The organism is Herbaspirillum sp. C7C8, from assembly GCF_022627875.1.
Taxonomy (GTDB): domain Bacteria; phylum Pseudomonadota; class Gammaproteobacteria; order Burkholderiales; family Burkholderiaceae_D; genus Herbaspirillum.
In genome coordinates, this window is sequence record NZ_JABXGG010000004.1 from 1 (window position 1) to 18,432 (window position 18,432).

An 18,432-nucleotide genomic window follows, 5' to 3' on the forward strand; every position below is an offset into this window, starting at 1 on the left:
GCAGCAGAGAAACGAGATTATGTAGCAGTTTGTTTATCGCGTCAACTACTTTTTTGCGATTCGTTTTAAATTTTTTCATCTCGCTTAACTGCCGCTTTGACTACTTCCAATTTAAAACGCCCTACAACCTGCTTCACACCTCTTTGCTTCGCCGACCTCCGTCGCTCTGTTTTTCAACTTCGCTTCGTGTGTCGCGTCAGCAGGGGGCGAACTATAGCAACGCCCTCCACACCACGCAAGCACTTTTTGAAAAATAATTGAAAATAATTTAGCAGGCAGGTCCTGGAACACGGGGCTACCCCTGCTCACAGTGCTTGGTGGTGATTGCCCGGCCTACGGTCCGCCTGTATTAGATGCGTGGCGCGGCGACATTAACGCCGCCTTCCCACGCCTGCGTGCCGTTCCACCTTACGACGCCGCCGGTATCGGTCGACGACGCGCTCAAGGCAACCGTCGAGGCCTATCGACGAACTTGAGCCTCATTCACGAGGGGGGCCAACAACGCCAGGCTACGCGCGGTCGCCCCCTGGTGACGTCGAGCAAAGGCGACAGCGGCGTCCGCCACTCGGGTCATGCGCTCCTCATCGGTCACCAGGGCCGTCCACTGACGCAACAAGGTGGCCGCATTCTCAATGCGCAAGGCCGCGCCGGCGTCGATGGCGTCCTCGGTGATGCGCTGGAAATTGAAGGTATGCACACCAATGAGGACCGGCCTGCCCAGTGACAGCGCCTCGATCAGGTTCTGTCCACCCAGCGGGAGGAGACTGCCGCCGATGAAGGCCACATCACACAAGGCGTAATAGGCGAACATTTCACCCATCGAGTCTCCCAGCACGACATCAACCTGACTCCAATCGTTGTGCTGCTCCAGCTCGGCGCGCCGACGCAGCCGCAAGCCATGCGCCAGAATCATTCCGGCCACCTCATCAAAGCGCTGCGGATGGCGCGGAACGATCACCGTCAGCCAGTCGGTCTGCCCCAGCTTGGCGAGCGCATCCAGAATCAAGGCTTCCTCGCCCTCACGGGTACTGGCGCACAGCAATACCTTGCGCCCGCCGAGCGCCCGCTTCCATGCCAACCCGCGCTCGACCATCTCGACCGGAGGCTGGACATCAAACTTGAGGCTACCGGTCACTTCCACATGGCCTGCACCAAAGGCACGCAAACGTTCGGCATCGGCGGCTGACTGGGCGGCGACCCTGTCGATGGCCTCGGCCGCCGGACGCAGCAACGCGGCAAAGCGCAATCCTCGCCGCAGCGAACGCTCCGACAGGCGGGCATTGGCCAGCATCACCGGCACGTGATGGCGGCGACACTGTTCGATCAGATTGGGCCAGACCTCGGTTTCCATCAGCACGCACACGACCGGACGGAAGTGGCGCAGGAAACGCGCGCACATCCACCCCGTGTCGTAGGGCAGGAAACTCTGCACCACGCGCGCCCCGTGCTTGCCATAGAGCTGAGCCCCCGTGGCGCGGCCGGTGGCCGTCATGCAGGTCAACAGAATGGAGTGTTGCGGATAGCGCTGCAGCAGGGCATCGATGAGCGGTTCGGCGGCACGGGTCTCCCCGACCGAGACAGCGTGTACCCAGATGAACCGAGCCTGCGGATCAGACAGGCGCGCATCGTGCGAATAAAAACCCAGGCGTTGCGCCACATGCGCCCGGTAACCGGGCTCCTTGCGGCCGCGCCGCCACAGGCGCAGCAGCACCAGAGGCAGCACCAGCCACCAGACGAGGGAATACAGCACCCGCATCTCAGACCAGAGGATGGCCGACCAGGCGCGTCAGGATGGCCAGCGGACTGGATTGCGGGTCGTATTGCTGTTCCGGTGCCAGGTGCAGGGTCTGCTCCATCATGTACTGGCCCGACATCACCGCGTGCGAGGCCTGGTCCGAGAAACAGATCCAGACTGAGCCCGCGGCAAAGGGCATGGTGACCTGCTGGGCGTCCTGCTGGTACTGCATGTCGCTCTTCATGCCGTCATGCAGTTGCAGCATGAGGTGATCGTATTGGCTACGCAAGGACTTGGTCACGTGCAGCGCCTTGAGCACACTGGCCTGCCAGCGCACATAAGGCTTGGCGCGTGGCAGAAAGCGCCGGGCCACCGTCTCGAAGGGCTCGCCCACGCGCCAGACGCGCGGCACGCCATCGGGGTTCACATTGGTGAAGACGCGCAGGATACGTTCACCGTAATTGGGACGCGAGGGAAAGGCGTCCACGTGCATGCGGCGGTCATCGGCACGCCAGGACTGGGCGCGTGTCTCCACCTGCATCGGACGATAGCTGGTCGGTGCAATGCGCAAGGCATCACGGTACTTGGGCAGCAGCGTGTGCACCAGCGACAGCGCCTGCTCGCGGAAGCGCCCGATCATCGCCGCCAGCGCCAGCTGCTGCTCGGCTCCACCGGCAGCCCCCTTGATGTGCCCCCGCGCGTCAAGGCTGATGTTGCGCGACTTGGGGGCGCGCACGGCCGGATCCAGCAGCTTGCGCTCGGATTCCATGAGCTGGAAAGCCAGCTGCGGGAAATACAGCACCTTCCCGGCTTCCAGTGCAGTGATCCAGTCCTCATTGGGATGCTCGACCTGCCATTCGGTCAGGCCAATCTCGATAATTTGCGATTCCATGGCGCGTATTATGCCCGCAAGCGCCCTGCCCGTGTGGCCGACAGCTTGGCCCTGGCACGTCTGGAAGGCAGGCCAGATGCGGCTTGTCACGCAAAATTGATGCTTTGCGCGGAGCGTTTGATCTGTTTCAACACATGCCCAAGTGACTCCCAAGGGGCGATAAAACTCAGGACAACAGCTCCAGCGCGGTGCGCAACACGTCTTCTTCACGTGGAGACGCCCCCAGATCACCCAGGTTGACGATAGCCGGGGACCAGTTGCCCTCGGTCTTCCAGCGCGGCGAGTCACAGTAGAGCTCGACTGTGGGCTTGCCGTAGGCGGCAGCGATATGAGTCAGTCCGGTATCGAGGCCGATCACCAGGCGCGCCTGCTGCACCAGGGCCACGGCTTGCATCATTGGCAGTGCAGGCAGCACGATCGCGCCGGGGATACCGGCGGCCAGCTGGCGGGCGGCCTCCTGCTCCCGGGCATTGCCCCAGGGCAGCAGAACCGGCAAGCCGCGCCCGGCCAGCGCCTGACCCAGCGCGATCCAACGGTCCTGCGGCCATTGCTTGGCGGCACGGGCGGTACCATGCAGGAACACGACATATGGCTGCTCCGGCATCCAGGCCCATCGCGACGGGTCCGGCGGCTGCAGGGCAAAGTCGGGCAGCCCCTCCAGCCGATAGCCCAGCGCGCCCGCCGCCACCAGCCTGGCACGCGTGACGGCATGGGTACGCAGGCCGACCGGGATGCTCTGGTCGTGGAAGATTCGGGAGAGAGCTTCATATCCAGAACCTTCGGTCGCATTGGCCAGGCCGATCCGACGGCCCTGCGGGGCCAGGCGGGCCATACGCATCACCACGCTGGTCTTGAGCAGGCCCTGGGTATCGAAGACGACGTCATAGCGCTCGGTCTGCAGTTGCCGACGGAAGGCCCCGATCTCGGCGCGAGTCGCTGTCGAGAAGAGGGTCTTGCGCCAGCGACGCAGGGCGATGGGGATGATCTGGTGCACATGGCGGTTGAGGCCGACCAGGCTGGTGTAGCCTTCTTCGACGACCCAATCGATCTGGGCACCGGGGAAATGACGATGGATGTCCGCCACCATCGGCATGTTGTGGACGACATCTCCCAGCGAGGAGACACGGACGATAAGAATTTTCAAGGCTGACCCACGTTGGCGTGACTTTAATGGTGGGCCAGCATCTTACCTCATCGGCTGGTCAGAACGGCAGTGTCACATCGGGACGGGCGGCCAGGATGACCTTGCGGAATTCTCCCTGGATACGCTCCAGAGCCTCCGGCGTCTCGGCCTCGAAGCGCAGCACCACCACCGGCGTGGTGTTGGATGAACGGGCCAGACCAAAGCCGTCCGGGTATTCCACGCGCAGACCGTCGATGGTGATGATGTCCTGGGCGCCATCGAACCTGGCATCGCTTTGCAGCTTGCCGATGAGGGCAAAGTTCTCGCCTTCCTGCAGCTTCAGTTGCAGTTCCGGGGTGCTGACCGATTGCGGCAGGGCATTGAGCACGGCCGAGGGGTCGCTCTGGCGGGCCATCAGTTCCAGCATGCGCACGCCGGCATAGAGGCCGTCGTCGAAGCCGAACCAGCGATCCTTGAAGAAGATATGGCCGCTCATCTCGCCGCCCAGCGGGGCCCCGGTTTCACGCAGCTTGGCCTTGACCAGGGAGTGGCCGGTCTTCCACATCAGCGGCTGGCCGCCGCGCGCGGTGATCCAGGGGGCCAGGTGGCGGGTGCACTTGACGTCGTAGAGGATTTCCTTGCCCGGGTTGCGGGTCAGCACGTCTTCAGCGAAGAGCATCAGCTGGCGGTCCGGATAGATGATCTGGCCGTCCTTGGTCACCAGGCCCAGGCGATCGCCGTCGCCATCGAAGGCCAGGCCGAGTTCGTTGTCGGATTCCTGCAGGCAGCGGATCAGATCCTGCAGGTTTTCCGGATGGGCCGGATCGGGGTGGTGGTTGGGGAAGTTGCCATCGACTTCGCAGAACAGTTCGGTGACATCACACCCCAGGGCGCGGTAGATTTCGCCGGCGAAGGCACCGGCCACGCCGTTGCCGCAGTCGACGGCGATCTTCAGCGGACGGGCCAGCTTCACATCCGAAATCATGCGGGCAATGTAGGTCGCCTTGATGTCGTGCGTGCTGTAGCTGCCGGCGCCCTGCGGGAATTCGCCCTTGACGATGGCGTGATACAGGGCCTGGATGGTCTCGCCGTGGATGGCCTCACCAGCCAGCACCATCTTGAAACCGTTGTAGTCCGGCGGATTGTGGCTGCCGGTAACCATGATGCCCGACTGCGTATCCAGCACGTGGGTACCGAAATAGACCATGGGGGTCGCGACCATGCCCAGATCGATCACGTCCACGCCGACTGCCTGCAGACCCTTGGCCAGCGCGGCCGAGAGCGAGGGGCCGGAGAGACGACCGTCACGACCGATCACGACTTTCTTCTGGCCCCGGGCCAGGGCGGCTGCACCGAAGGCCTGGCCGATCTGGAAGGCGACCTGGTCGTCCAGGGTTTTGTCGATGATGCCGCGGATGTCGTAGGCTTTGAAGATGGTGTTGGAAAGAAGGGTCATTGATGAGATCAATACGTCAGGAGTACATGAAGGAAGATGAAAACAAGTCAGGCAGGAAGGCTGGCGCTGCTCTCGCTCGATTGCAACTCGGCGTTGTTGATCCAATCCACGATCTCCCCAGCCGGCTCATATCCCGTCACCAGTGTTGCCAACAGACTGCGGATCGCATCGACATCATTGGTTTCCAGCAACGTCATGAGTTGCGCGAGATGGACCTTCAACTCCGGCCATCGCAGGTGCTCCTCGTGCGCGCGCAAGATACGGGGATGCGCGGTGCGTTTGGCATTCTCTCCGATGAGAAGTTCTTCGTAAAGCTTTTCCCCCGGCCTCAGGCCGGTCACCTGAATTTCGATATCACCCTGCGGATAGTGCTCGTCACGGACCGTCAACCCGGACAGTTGCACCATCCGGTAGGCCAGATCGATGATCTTGATCGGCTCGCCCATTTCCAGCAAGAAGACATCGCCGCCTTCGGCCATGGCGGCGGCCTGGATGACCAGTTGCGCCGCCTCGGGAATAGTCATGAAGTACCGCGTGACCTCACGGTCTGTCAGCGTGATCGGGCCGCCTGCGCTGATCTGCTGCCTGAACAGAGGTACCACCGACCCTGAGGAGTCCAGCACGTTGCCGAAACGCACCATGGAAAAGCGCGTCTGAACCTGGCAAGTTTCCTCCTGGCTGTCCTCCAGGCTGAGGCATACGGCAGGGTTGCTGGCCAACGCCTGCAGGATCATCTCGGCCACACGCTTGGTCGCACCCATGATATTGGTCGGACGCACCGCCTTGTCCGTGCTCACCAGCACGAAGTCCTGCACACCCCATACGATGGCTGCACGCGCCACATTGTAGGTACCCAGAACGTTGTTGCGAATACCCTCGGCGGGATTATGCTCCACCAGCGGCACGTGCTTGTAGGCGGCGGCATGATAGATGGTGCGTGGTCGCCAGGTACGGCAGATCTGTTCGATGCGATCGTAGTCCTTGATGCTGCCAAGCAAGGGAATCAACTGGATGTCAGCCCCGAGATTCACGACCTCCTTGTGCAGTTCCTGATGAATGCTGTACAGACTGAATTCGTTGTGATCCAGCAGCAGCAGATGACTGGGCTGAGCCGCGATGATCTGGCGGCAAAGTTCGCTTCCGATGCTACCCCCGGCACCAGTGACAAGGACAACCTTCTCGCTGATGTTTCGGCTGATGAGGGCCAGATTGGGCGCGACCGGCTCACGACCCAGCAGATCGATGATATCGAGTTCATGGATATCCGCTACCTTGATACGCCCCTTGGCAAGATCGGAAAGATCGGGCAATGAGCTCACATGCACGTGGAATTTGCGCAACTGCTCGATGATCTCGTTACGCCGCGCACGTGACGCCGACGGCACGGCAAGCAGCACATCCGTCACCGCGAACAAGCCAATGACGCGCTCAACCTCGGAGGCCGGGTAGACCTTGAGACTGTTGATCAGCTTTCCGGCCATTTCCGGCTGATCATCCAGGAAACCGATGACCTGGAACTGCCGACGTCGATGCAGCACGTCTGCAATCTGCGCGCCGGCGGAACCGGCGCCGTAGATGAGCATGCGCGAGGGCCGCTGCCCATTGAACTCACCATCAGCCTGACTGAGCCACAAGCGGGCGAAGGCGCGGGTCCCGCCCACCATCGAAAACATCAGCAAAGGTTGCAGGATGCCTACCGACCGCGGCACCCCAGGCAACCCCATCCAAACCAGGAACGTGAAATAGGCTGCACCGTAGACGGCCACTGCCTTGGCAATGGAGACCATGGCCGCGATCCCGGTGTAGCGGAATACCGCGCGATACAACCCGAAGCGCAAGAAGATAGGCAACGAGAACAATGGCGCAACCTGATAGGCGTGCCATTGATAACCTTCAGGAAAATGCAAAGTATCCAGACGCAGTGAAAAAGCGATCCAGGTCGAAAGGATACAAATGAAAATATCTACCGCGATGGCGATACCTTGCTTGGTAGTACGAGGCAGATGAATGATTTTTTGTCGCATGAGCCGGCTTAGTGAGATACGCCACTGCGGCTGATTACCTTGCGCGCAGTCTCCCAAATGATGTAAAGATCGAAGCTGAAGCTCTGTCTGGACAGATACTCCACGTCGTACTGGACCTTCACATCAATTGGCAACTCGTCCCGCCCATTGATCTGGGCCCAGCCCGTCAGCCCCGGAGTGAGCTCGGAAACGCCCGCGGCGGTGCGCATCCGGATCAGATCATCCTGATTGAACAAGGCAGGGCGCGGCCCGACAAAGCTCATTTCTCCCCGCAGAATGCACCATAGTTGCGGCAGCTCATCCAGGCTGGTCTTGCGCAGAAAGCCACCAATCGGAGTGAGGTGAGATGCCGGATCCGCGAGCAGGTGGGTCGCCACCGCCGGCGTATTGACGCGCATCGTGCGGAATTTGGGCATGCGAAAAATCTTGTTGTTGCGACCCACGCGATCAGACCAATAAATGGCGGGACCGGGGGATGTCATGATGACCAACAGATAGACAACAATGCAAGGAACAAGGAGCAGAACAGCAGCAACAACAGCAGCAACAACATCAAAAGATCGCTTCATGATTCCGTTCTCGTTAAAAACTTATTGTCGTGTAGCCGTGGCGGATATGCAAAAAGGAACAGGAAGCAAGATGTCCAACATATATCCAATATTGCATCGAAGCAAGCGATCGCTCATTGGGAAGACCCGTATGATACAATATAATGTTTAGCCAGCCTTCCCGGCAAATGAGTATTTGTGTGATGACTCAACGCGACTCCGTCGCACTTGTGCGCCGCGGAAATTATAAGCCGAGAGGTCGTACGGCGCGAATCGTGGCGGCCGGCGCCGTCATCAGGACGCTGGCACTCATGCGAGCCGGCATTTGCGAAAAATTACAGCAGACCGGGCGGCGCGATATGTATTTCCAGCGTATCGCAGCCGAGAATGTCGGGGGTAGATAATCTGCAAGAAAAGGCAAAGTGGCTGAAGGCATCAGATGAGCCCAACAGCCAGCATCGAACTCTAGTGCAACTGAATTGATCCGGGTCTGGACGCGAACGATTTGACTGCGTCCTCTTCCATCCAACGTTATGAGCACTTCTGCTATGACAGCCAGCAAAAAGATTTACGTAGCCGGGCACCGGGGCATGGTCGGCTCCGCCATCATTCGCCAGCTGCTTGCCGCCGGGCAAGCCAACATCGTCGTCCGCACCCATGCGGAACTGGACCTGACCAACCAGCAGGCCGTCAAGGATTTCTTCGATCAGCAACGTCCCGACGAGGTCTACCTCGCTGCGGCCAAGGTGGGCGGCATCTACGCCAACAATACATTTCCGGCTGAGTTCATTCACCAGAATCTCATGATCCAGGCCAATGTCATCGATTCAGCCTTCCGTGCCGGGGTCAAGAAGCTGCTGTTCCTCGGATCCAGCTGCATCTACCCCAAACTGGCGGCGCAGCCGATCAAGGAAGAAGCGTTGCTGACCGGCCAGCTGGAGCCAACCAACGAGCCCTATGCCATCGCCAAGATTGCCGGCATCAAGCTCTGCGAAAGCTACAACCGCCAGTACGGTGCCTCGCATCAGATCGACTACCGCAGCGTCATGCCGACCAACCTTTATGGCGAGGGGGACAATTATCATCCGGAGAATTCGCACGTGATCCCGGCCCTGATCCGTCGCTTCCATGAGGCCAAGCTGAACGACAGTCCGGAGGTGGTAGTGTGGGGCAGCGGGACACCGATGCGCGAATTCCTCTATGTTGATGACATGGCCGCGGCCTGCGTGCACGTCATGCAGCTGTCGGCGGAGCAATACCAGCGTCACACCAGCCCCATGCTCAGCCATATCAATGTGGGCTATGGAAGCGATGTCAGCATTCGTGAACTGGCAACACTGGTCGCGCAGACCGTGGGTTACACCGGCGAACTGAGGTTCGATGCCAGCAAGCCTGATGGCACGCCTCGCAAGCTGATGGACAGTTCCCGCCTCAGTTCACTGGGCTGGAACGCCAAGATCGATCTGCGGCAAGGACTCAACATTACCTATCGTGAATTTCTGAAAGTCTATTCGGCATGACAACCTCTTCCCAATCGATGCGCAAAGTTGCCCTGATCACGGGCGTCACAGGTCAGGATGGCTCGTACCTTGCAGAGTTCTTGCTTGAAAAGGGCTACATCGTCCATGGCATCAAGCGTCGCGCAAGTCTGTTCAACACGCAGCGCATCGATCACATTTATCAGGATCCGCATATTGAAAACAGCAATTTCAAATTGCACTATGGAGACCTGAGCGACACCAGCAATCTGATTCGCATCATCCAGGAAACGCAACCGGACGAGATCTACAATCTGGGAGCGCAAAGTCACGTGGCGGTCAGCTTCGAAAGCCCGGAATATACCGCCGATGTCGATGCCATTGGCACCTTGCGCATACTGGAGGCCATCCGCATCCTGGGTCTCGAGAAAAAAACCCGCTTTTATCAGGCCAGCACAAGTGAGCTCTATGGTCTGGTGCAGGAAACGCCACAACGCGAGACCACGCCATTCTATCCGCGCAGTCCCTATGCCGTGGCCAAGATGTACGCCTACTGGATCACGGTCAACTATCGCGAAGCCTATGGAATCTATGCCTGCAACGGCATTCTGTTCAACCACGAGAGCCCTCGTCGCGGCGAAACCTTCGTCACCCGCAAGATAACCCGTGGCTTGGCCAACATCAGCCAGGGTCTGGAAGAATGCCTGTACATGGGCAACATCGATGCTCTGCGCGACTGGGGCCATGCACGTGACTATGTGCGCATGCAGTGGCTCATGCTGCAGCAGGAGCAGCCGGAAGACTTCGTCATTGCGACCGGTGTGCAGATCAGTGTACGCGCGTTTATCGAGAAGACCGCCGCCGCGCTGGGCATGCAGCTGACCTGGAAAGGCCAGGGTGTCGATGAAGTCGGCTACTGGAATGATAGAGCGATTGTACGGATCGACCCGCGTTATTTCCGCCCGACGGAAGTCGAGACCCTGCTGGGAGACCCCACCAAGGCCAAGGAAAAGCTCGGATGGACGCCTGAAATCACCGTCGACCAGATGGTCGAGGAAATGGTGGCTTACGACCTCTCGCAAGCCAAACAACACGCGCTGCTCAAGCAGCACGGCTTCGAAATAACTGTCAGCACGGAATGAGATGAAAGCAGTCATCTTGGCCGGCGGGCTCGGCACGCGCATCTCGGAAGAGACCGATATCAAACCCAAGCCAATGGTAGAGGTAGGCGGCATGCCGATTCTTTGGCACATCATGAAGATCTATTCCCACTTCGGCGTGAATGACTTCATCATCTGCTGCGGCTACCGGGGTTACGTGATCAAGGAGTATTTCGCCAATTACTTCCTGCATATGTCGGATGTGACGCTGGATTTAAGCCAGAACAGCATGGAAGTGCTGCACCGCTATGCCGAGCCCTGGCGCATTACCTTGCTCAACACCGGCATCGACACGATGACCGGTGGACGCCTCAAACGCGCTGCGCCCTACCTGCAGGACGAGGAAGCCTTCTTCTTTACCTATGGCGATGGTGTGGGCAACGTCGACATAGCGCAGTTGCTGGCTTTCCATCGTGCACAGAATACGCTGGCGACACTGACAGCGACCTACCCCCCGGGACGCTTCGGCGCACTGGATCTTGCCGAAAACAAGGTCCGCAGTTTCAAGGAAAAGCCCAAGGGGGATGGCGGCATGATCAATGGCGGCTTCTTCGTGCTCTCGCCAAAGGTAATTGACCTGATCGAGGGAGACAGTACTGTCTGGGAAGCCGAACCGCTGGAAGCCCTGTCCACACAGGGCGAGCTGTCCGCATTCCGTCATGAGGGCTTTTGGCAGCCCATGGACACCCTGCGGGACAAAAATTTCCTTGAGAGCTTGTGGCGCAGTGGCAATGCCCCCTGGAAGGTATGGTCATGAACCGCCAATTCTGGGCCGGCCGCAGGGTGTTCCTGACCGGCCATACGGGCTTCAAGGGAAGCTGGCTGAGCCTGATGTTGCAGGAAGCAGAGGCCGAAGTGACCGGCTTTGCATTGCCGCCTCCGACCCAGCCCAGCTTGTTTGAAGAGGCGTCGGTCGCCACTGGCATGCGTTCGATCATCGGTGACATACGGGATCTGGCAAGCCTGCAGGACGCCATGCAGCAGTCGCGTCCGGAAATCGTGCTGCATTTGGCTGCGCAGCCCCTGGTCGGCTATTCGTACAGCAATCCCGTAGAAACCTACGCAACCAATGTCATGGGTACGGTGCATGTGCTGGAAGCAGTGCGGCAGTCAGGCGGCGTGCGTGCCGTGGTGAATGTCACCACTGACAAATGCTACGAGAACCGCGAGTGGTCCTGGCCCTATCGGGAAAATGAACGTTTGGGCGGTCATGACCCGTACAGCAACAGCAAGGCGTGCTCGGAGCTTGTCAGCGCCTGCTTCCGCGATTCGTTCTTCAGCACGGAAACGTTCGACCGTCACGGCGTTGCCGTCGCCACGGCACGCGCCGGCAATGTCATCGGTGGCGGCGACTGGGCCGACAACCGGCTGATCCCGGATATCGTGGCTGCCTTCACGCGTGGCGAAGCTGCGGGCATCCGGTCACCGTCGTCGGTGCGCCCCTGGCAGCATGTCCTGGAGCCCATCACGGGCTATCTCCGCTTGGCCGAACTGCTGCATGAGCAAGGCCCTCGCTTCGCCCAGCCCTGGAACTTCGGCCCTCGCGCAGAAGATGCGCGTCCCGTATCGTGGATTGCGGAAAAAATGACGGCGCTCTGGGGCGAAGGTGCCAGCTGGGTCAATACAGCCTCCCTGCAACACCATGAGGCTGGACAACTTCGTCTGGACAGTACCAACGCCATGCAGGCATTGAATTGGCAACCCCGACTGCGACTGGAAGACGCCTTGAAACTCACCGTAGAGTGGGCTAGACAACGTATGCAGGGCGCCGATGTCCGTGCGCTCACCTTGGACCAGATCCGCCATTACGGATCGCTTACCCACGCAGATTAAGTCATGCAACAAGCCAAAACTCTACTGATCCGCCAGCAGATCGCTGCTCTGGTCGACGAATACGCAGCCCTGGCGCTGGCACCCAAGTCATTTGAACCCGGGGTAACGGCGATTCCTCCATCCGGCAAGCTGATCGACGGCGCCGAGCTCAAGATGATGGTCGAGGCATCTCTGGATGGATGGCTGACGACCGGCCGCTTCAACGACCAGTTTGAAGCGGCGTTGGCGAAGTTCATCGGTGTCGACTACCTCATTACCGTCAATTCAGGCTCGTCGGCCAATCTGGTCGCTTTCTCGACGCTGACCTCTCCCAAACTTGGCGCCCGCGCCATCACACAGGGCGACGAGGTTATCGGCGTGGCTGCCGGCTTCCCCACCACGGTCAACCCGATCCTGCAATTTGGTGCGGTCCCGGTGTTCGTCGATGTGGAACTGGGAACATACAACATCGATGCCTCGAAGATCGAGGCCGCCATCACACCGCGTACCAAGGCCATCATGCTGGCGCATACGCTGGGTAATCCCTACAACCTGTCGGTGATCACTGCGTTGTGCAAGAAATACAAGCTGTGGCTGATCGAGGATTGCTGCGATGCGCTCGGGTCGACCTATGACGGCAAGATGGTGGGGACCTTTGGCGATATAGGTACGCTCAGTTTCTATCCCGCGCACCACATCACGATGGGTGAAGGCGGTGCCGTCTTTACCAACAATCCCGAGCTCAAGCAGATCGCCGAAAGTTTCCGTGACTGGGGACGGGATTGCTACTGCCCCCCGGGCAAGGACAATACCTGCGGCAAGCGCTTCTGCTGGAAAATGGGTCGTCTGCCCGAAGGCTACGACCACAAGTACACCTACAGTCATCTGGGGTACAACCTCAAGATCACCGATATGCAGGCTGCCTGCGGTCTTGCACAGTTGGCCAAGGCGCCTCTCTTCATCGAAAAGCGCAAGGCAAACTTCGCCCATCTGAAACAGCGCCTGCAAAGCTGCGCCGAGTTCCTGATTCTTCCGGAGGCGACCGAGAACAGTCAGCCCTCGTGGTTCGGATTTCCGATCACCTTGCGCGAAAATGCGCCGGTAAGCCGCGTGGACCTGCTGACCTACCTGGACCAGCAAAAAGTAGGAACCCGATTGCTGTTTGCCGGCAACCTGACACGCCAGCCCTACATGGAGGGCCGCCAGTATCGTGTCAGCGGCGAACTCACCAATACCGACATCGTGATGAACAATACCTTCTGGATCGGCGTTCAACCTGCGCTGGACCAGGCGATGCTGGACTATGCGGCGGACAGGATCGAGCAGTTCCTGGGCGTCAATTTCTGAAATATGGAAACAACCGTGAGCCCGAGTACCGCCACCTTCAACGCCTCTCAATTGAGGCGCACCGTGCTGGAGATGGCCTACGCGGGCTCTACCGTGCATATTGCCTGCGCGTTCTCGATCATTGAACTGCTGGCTGTGCTGTACCGTTCGCACCTGCGCTATCCCGATAACGATCCGGAGCACGCGGCACGTGACTTCCTGATTCTCAGCAAGGGACATGGTGTCATGGCGCAATACGCCTGCATGCTGGAAAGGCAGTGGCTGTCGCGTCATGATATCGAAAACTATTTCTCCGACGGATCGCTTCTCAAGGGATTGTCCGACTCACGCGTACCGGGCCTCGAGGTAACTTCCGGATCCTTGGGTCATGGCTTCTCCGTCGGCGTCGGACTTGCTCTGGCCGCCAAGCTGGACCAAACCGGTCAACGTACCTTTGTCTTGCTGGGTGACGGCGAACTCAACGAAGGCACGATCTGGGAAGCGGCCATGTTTGCGGCACATCACCAGCTCAAGGACTTGACCGTGCTCATCGACGCCAACGGTTTCCAGGCCATGGGCAAGACCGAGGAAGTCATTGACCTCGGATCGATCGAAAGCAAATTCATCAGCTTCGGGTTCGAAACCATGTCGGTCGACGGACACGACGAAGCACAGATCCACGCCCGCCTGGAAGCACTGAGGAACAGCACTTCCAGAGCGCCCAAGGCCCTGGTGGCCCGCACGGTCAAGGGGCGCGGCGTAAGCTTCATGGAACATGACAATCGCTGGCATTACACACGCCTGGATGCGGAAAGCTATGCCCGGGCGATCCAGCAGTTATCCGAAGGAAAAGCATGAGAGCTGCGTTCAGCGAAGCCCTGCTTGCATTGGCCAAGGCCGATCCCCGCGTACTTCTGCTGACGGGAGATCACGGGTATGCCCTGTTTGACAGCTTCCGTCGCGAATGTCCCGACCAGTACATCAACGCCGGGATCGCGGAGCAAAACATGGTGGGCATGGCAGCGGGGCTTGCCAAAGCAGGATTTCGTCCTTTTGTCTATGGCTTGAGCGCCTTCGTCCCGGTACGCGTACTGGAACAGATCAAGATCGATGTGGCGCACGACAAGCTCCCGGTCGTCTTCCTCGGGGATGGCGCTGGCTTCGTGTACAGCCATCTTGGCACGAGTCACCAGTCCACCGAGGACATCGCCTGCACCCGCGCCATTCCCAACCTGGCCATTTACTCCCCTGCCGACCGCTTCGAAATGAAGCTTTGCATGCAGATGGCCTATGCTGCGAGCGGGCCTGTCTATCTGCGCATGGGCAAGAGCGACCGCGGCGACGTCCACGACGCTCCCTTGTCAGACACCCACGCGGGCCGATGGCTTCCGCTCAAACAGGGCCACGCCGCAGCACCCGTGCTTGTAGCCACTGGATCCATGGTGGTCACGGCCCTGCGGCTGACACAGGAGGCCTTTCCGCAGTTTTCTGTCTGGAGCGCCCCTTGCCTCAAGCCGGCTCCAGCAGAGCAGATTGCCGCCCTGTGCAGGAACAGTACCTGTGTCGTCACGCTGGAAGAGCATTCGGTCATCGGAGGACTGGGGTCACTGGTCAGTGAAATCGCCTGTACCATGGCGCCGACCCGCGTAGTGCGCATAGGCGTGGAGGATCGTTTTTCCGAACACTGCGGCACGCACGCCTACCTGCTCAAGGAACACGGCATTGACGACGATTCCGTGCGCCATCGCCTTGAAGCATTGCTTCAAGGAGCCTGATCATGCGCATCGCTTTTCTAGGCGCATCCAGCCAGATTGCGCGCGATCTGGCGCCCTTGTTTGCAGCAACGTCCGGCGTGCAACTGGAGCGTTTCCTGCGCGACCTCGATACCGATGAAGCCTGGCGGCAGAAAACCGGACCGCATACGGTACCTGCTGCCCGCAGTCTCAGCGAATGGACGCAACGCCCCGCGTTCGATGTAGTCCTCAATTTCATCGGTGCCGGCAGTCCGGCACGCGCCGCAGCGTTGGGGGCAAACATCCTGGATCTGACGACACGATACGATGACATGGTGCTGGCCTACCTGCATCAGCATCCCGGTTGTCGCTACGTGTTTCTGAGCAGCGGCGCGGCCTATGGCTCCGACTTCGAACTTCCGGCTCGACACACCACCGTCGCCAGCTTCCCGATCAACGCACTGGACCAGCGCCATTGGTACGGACTGGCCAAGTTCCAGACCGAATGCCGACACCGTGCCAGACCGGACCTGGGCATCTGCGACATCAGGGTGTTCAGTTACGTCAGTCCCAGCCTGGACATGAACAGCCGCTTCCTGCTGGCTGACATCGTCCGTGCGCTGGCTCAGGGGCATCTCCTGGAAACCTCAAGCCAGGATATCTATCGAGATTACATCAGCCCTGCAGATCTCTTTGCGCTGATTTGCAGTGTGCTCCAGCATCCCGCCTGCAATATCGCCGTCGATGCCTACAGCCTCGCCCCCGTGGGCAAGATGCAGTTACTGGATCATCTGAGCAAGCGTTTCCAACTGCGCTATCGCTTGGTCGACCAGCCTGCGGGCATCAATGCAACGGGCATCAAACCCCATTATTTTTCAGAAAACCGGAAAGCCGCCGAGTTCGGATATCTGCCCCGGCTCGATTCGCTCTCAGCAGTCACCAACACTGTTGATCAACTCCTTTCCCAGACCTGATGTACAGATGAATACTCCTCATACCGACAACCGCTGGACTACCGTCATCGATGCCAACGCGAATCGTTCCATATCGCGCATGCGCGAGCTTTGGAAGGCGCGTGATCTGATCTATCTCTTCGTACGCCGCGATTTCGTAACGTTCTACAAGCAGACCATACTGGGTCCGCTGTGGTTCTTCATCCAGCCGCTGATGACGACCCTGGTCTTCACGGTGATTTTCGGACGCATTGCCAATATTCCGACCGATGGGATCCCGCCATTCCTGTTCTACATGTCAGGCATCATCCTGTGGACCTATCTGTCCTCCTGCATCGAAAAGACCTCGACGATCTTCGTGGAGCAACAGGCCGTCTTCTCCAAGGTCTACTTTCCGCGGCTGTCCGTTCCGGTGTCCATTGTCATCAGCAAGGTGTTTTCCTTCGGCATCCAGTTCGTCACCTTTCTCGGATTCCTCGCCTATTACGCCGCCACAGGCGCTACCATCCATTTCCATTGGTGGGCGATTCTGGCCGTACCATTGCTGCTGGCCTACGTGGCGACACTGGCGATCTCGATCGGTCTGACGGTATCGGCCCTGACCACCAAATACCGTGACCTGGCCTTCATGGTCACTTTCGGTGTACAGCTTTGGATGTATGCGACTCCGATTGTGTATCCGATGTCGCAGGCCCCTGAGCGACTCAAATGGGCGCTGGCATTGAACCCCATGTCGGCGCCGATTGAAATCTTCCGCTTCGCATTCCTCGGCAACGGCCAGATCTTCATTCCGGCCATCGTGGCCGGCCTGGTCATTACCAGCCTGCTTGCCGTCACCGGTGCCAAGCTGTTCAGCAATGCAGAAAAGACGTTCGTCGACACGATCTAAACCAAGGCAATACGTATGACCGACAAATCACAGATCGCTATCGAGATTGATCGCATTTCCAAGGAATATCGCTTGGGCACCATTGGTCACGGCACGCTGTACCGCGACTTGCAAAGCTGGTGGGCAAAGCTTCGTGGCCGACCAGATCCGAATGCCCTGGTCTTTGAAGAAGCCGCTTCAGGAAAACGGAATCTGAATCAACGATTCAAGGCACTCGACGAAATTTCGCTCACCATCAACAAAGGCGACATCATCGGTGTGATCGGTCGCAATGGCGCGGGAAAATCCACGCTGCTCAAGCTGCTCTCCCGCATCAGTGCGCCAAGCAGCGGCGAGATCCGCATCAATGGGCGAATTGCCAGTTTGCTGGAGGTCGGCACCGGTTTCCACGCCGAATTGACAGGCAGAGAAAATGTCTACCTGAATGGGACCATCCTCGGGATGACCAAGGAAGAAATCGACGGAAAATTTGACGAAATCGTCGCCTTTTCCGAGCTTGAGAAGTTCATTGATACACCAGTGAAGCGCTACTCTTCCGGCATGACGGTTCGGCTCGCCTTTTCGATCGCCGCCCATCTTGAACCGGAGATCCTGATCGTCGATGAAGTCCTGGCCGTAGGCGACACATCCTTCCGCAAGAAGTGCATCGGCAAGATGCAGGGCATCTCCCGCGACCATTCCCGGACCATTCTCTTCGTCAGCCATGATATGGGCGCCATCCGCAATCTCTGTACACGCGGCGTGGTCCTGGAGAAGGGACGTGTGATCTATGACGGGGACGTTGAGACAGCGGTCAAGACCTACAGCGATATCAACAAGGATGATGAACGCAAGGACGGCATCTTCGAATTTGACAATGGCAACAGCAAGTATCCGGTGCGCATTGCCAAAGCGATGCTCTACAACGGCAAAGGCGAGGTCACCTCGCGTATCGAATCCATGGATCGCATCGTACTGAGCGTCGATCTGGAGGGAGAGCCGCCGCAGGGAGGATTCAATCTGGAGTGGCGCCTCTTTTCCTATCGTGGCGAAGCCCTTGCCTATGGCTCCAGCTATGCGTTGGATGCCAAGGTCTATGCAGTCGACGACCGTCAGATTCACTGCCGGATAGACAGCTTGCCACTGGCCGCAGGCGAATATCACATGACCCTGATGTTGCGGGTGTGGGGACAGGAGGCATGGGATTACATCGAGCGTGCGGTGATCTTCGAAGTGCTCCCGCAACCTCATGCAGAAACGGGATTTGAATATGTACTGGAAAGCGCGGGCCCCTTCCGCATCTCGCAGCATTGGTATTGACGCA

At 59.1% G+C, this 18,432-nt stretch carries 17 protein-coding genes; 11 read left to right on the top strand and 6 right to left on the bottom strand.

The genetic code is table 11. The features are described 5' to 3' along the window. On the top strand, window positions 1–257 hold a 257-nt coding region (locus HWE01_RS06470; protein ID WP_241821357.1), incomplete at its 5' end, for a hypothetical protein. Between the two features lie 203 nt (window positions 258–460). On the opposite strand, the gene waaA is transcribed toward HWE01_RS06470, so the two are convergent. The 6 genes from waaA to HWE01_RS06500 all read right to left on the bottom strand — a co-directional run bounded on the left by waaA (window position 461) and on the right by HWE01_RS06500 (window position 7,799). Further along, window positions 461–1,756, bottom strand: a complete 1,296-nt coding sequence (waaA, locus tag HWE01_RS06475) for a lipid IV(A) 3-deoxy-D-manno-octulosonic acid transferase (protein ID WP_241821358.1) — start codon at window positions 1,754–1,756, stop codon at window positions 461–463. Between the two features lies 1 nt (window position 1,757). Then, window positions 1,758–2,627: a Kdo hydroxylase KdoO gene (gene kdoO / locus HWE01_RS06480; RefSeq protein ID WP_241821359.1), complete on the bottom strand. Its 870-nt coding sequence runs from the start codon at window positions 2,625–2,627 to the stop codon at window positions 1,758–1,760. 166 nt (window positions 2,628–2,793) lie between these two features. Then, a complete protein-coding gene (gene waaC / locus HWE01_RS06485) occupies window positions 2,794–3,771 on the bottom strand; it encodes a lipopolysaccharide heptosyltransferase I (RefSeq protein WP_241821360.1) in 978 nt (325 codons plus the stop codon). Between the two features lie 58 nt (window positions 3,772–3,829). Beyond that, window positions 3,830–5,206 (bottom strand): phosphomannomutase/phosphoglucomutase, encoded by a 1,377-nt coding sequence (locus HWE01_RS06490; RefSeq protein WP_241821361.1) that lies wholly within the window; start codon window positions 5,204–5,206, stop codon window positions 3,830–3,832. A 47-nt stretch (window positions 5,207–5,253) separates the two neighbouring features. Then, on the bottom strand, window positions 5,254–7,230 hold the full coding sequence (locus tag HWE01_RS06495) for a polysaccharide biosynthesis protein (protein WP_241821362.1): 1,977 nt from the start codon (window positions 7,228–7,230) through the stop codon (window positions 5,254–5,256). 8 nt (window positions 7,231–7,238) lie between these two features. Beyond that, on the bottom strand, window positions 7,239–7,799 hold the full coding sequence (locus HWE01_RS06500; protein ID WP_241821363.1) for a sugar transferase: 561 nt from the start codon (window positions 7,797–7,799) through the stop codon (window positions 7,239–7,241). 527 nt (window positions 7,800–8,326) lie between these two features. On the opposite strand from HWE01_RS06500, the gene fcl reads away from it, so the two are divergent. From fcl to HWE01_RS06550, 10 genes are read left to right on the top strand one after another with little or no spacing between them, the layout of a single operon-like run. Beyond that, complete coding sequence (gene fcl / locus HWE01_RS06505; protein ID WP_241821364.1) at window positions 8,327–9,298, top strand: GDP-L-fucose synthase; 972 nt, start codon at window positions 8,327–8,329, stop codon at window positions 9,296–9,298. After that, window positions 9,295–10,398: a GDP-mannose 4,6-dehydratase gene (gene gmd, locus HWE01_RS06510; protein ID WP_241821365.1), complete on the top strand. Its 1,104-nt coding sequence runs from the start codon at window positions 9,295–9,297 to the stop codon at window positions 10,396–10,398. The genes fcl and gmd overlap by 4 nt, the downstream gene beginning before the upstream one ends. Before the next feature lies 1 nt (window position 10,399). Continuing rightward, a complete protein-coding gene (gene rfbF, locus HWE01_RS06515; RefSeq protein ID WP_241821366.1) occupies window positions 10,400–11,173 on the top strand; it encodes a glucose-1-phosphate cytidylyltransferase in 774 nt (257 codons plus the stop codon). Beyond that, window positions 11,170–12,249, top strand: a complete 1,080-nt coding sequence (gene rfbG / locus HWE01_RS06520) for a CDP-glucose 4,6-dehydratase (protein ID WP_241821367.1) — start codon at window positions 11,170–11,172, stop codon at window positions 12,247–12,249. Before rfbF ends, rfbG begins: the two co-directional genes overlap by 4 nt. A gap of 3 nt (window positions 12,250–12,252) precedes the next feature. Continuing rightward, window positions 12,253–13,575 (top strand): lipopolysaccharide biosynthesis protein RfbH, encoded by a 1,323-nt coding sequence (gene rfbH, locus HWE01_RS06525; protein WP_241821368.1) that lies wholly within the window; start codon window positions 12,253–12,255, stop codon window positions 13,573–13,575. Between the two features lie 15 nt (window positions 13,576–13,590). After that, on the top strand, window positions 13,591–14,412 hold the full coding sequence (locus tag HWE01_RS06530) for a transketolase (RefSeq protein ID WP_241821369.1): 822 nt from the start codon (window positions 13,591–13,593) through the stop codon (window positions 14,410–14,412). Continuing rightward, on the top strand, window positions 14,409–15,329 hold the full coding sequence (locus tag HWE01_RS06535; RefSeq protein WP_241821370.1) for a transketolase family protein: 921 nt from the start codon (window positions 14,409–14,411) through the stop codon (window positions 15,327–15,329). The genes HWE01_RS06530 and HWE01_RS06535 overlap by 4 nt, the downstream gene beginning before the upstream one ends. Before the next feature lie 2 nt (window positions 15,330–15,331). Then, the gene (locus tag HWE01_RS06540) at window positions 15,332–16,261 is read left to right on the top strand and encodes an NAD-dependent epimerase/dehydratase family protein (protein ID WP_241821371.1); all 930 of its coding nucleotides are present in this window, start codon (window positions 15,332–15,334) and stop codon (window positions 16,259–16,261) included. Window positions 16,262–16,268: 7 nt separating this feature from the next. Beyond that, window positions 16,269–17,129: an ABC transporter permease gene (locus tag HWE01_RS06545; RefSeq protein ID WP_241821372.1), complete on the top strand. Its 861-nt coding sequence runs from the start codon at window positions 16,269–16,271 to the stop codon at window positions 17,127–17,129. A gap of 15 nt (window positions 17,130–17,144) precedes the next feature. Beyond that, a complete protein-coding gene (locus HWE01_RS06550; protein ID WP_241821373.1) occupies window positions 17,145–18,428 on the top strand; it encodes an ABC transporter ATP-binding protein in 1,284 nt (427 codons plus the stop codon). Window positions 18,429–18,432: the final 4 nt, after the last annotated feature.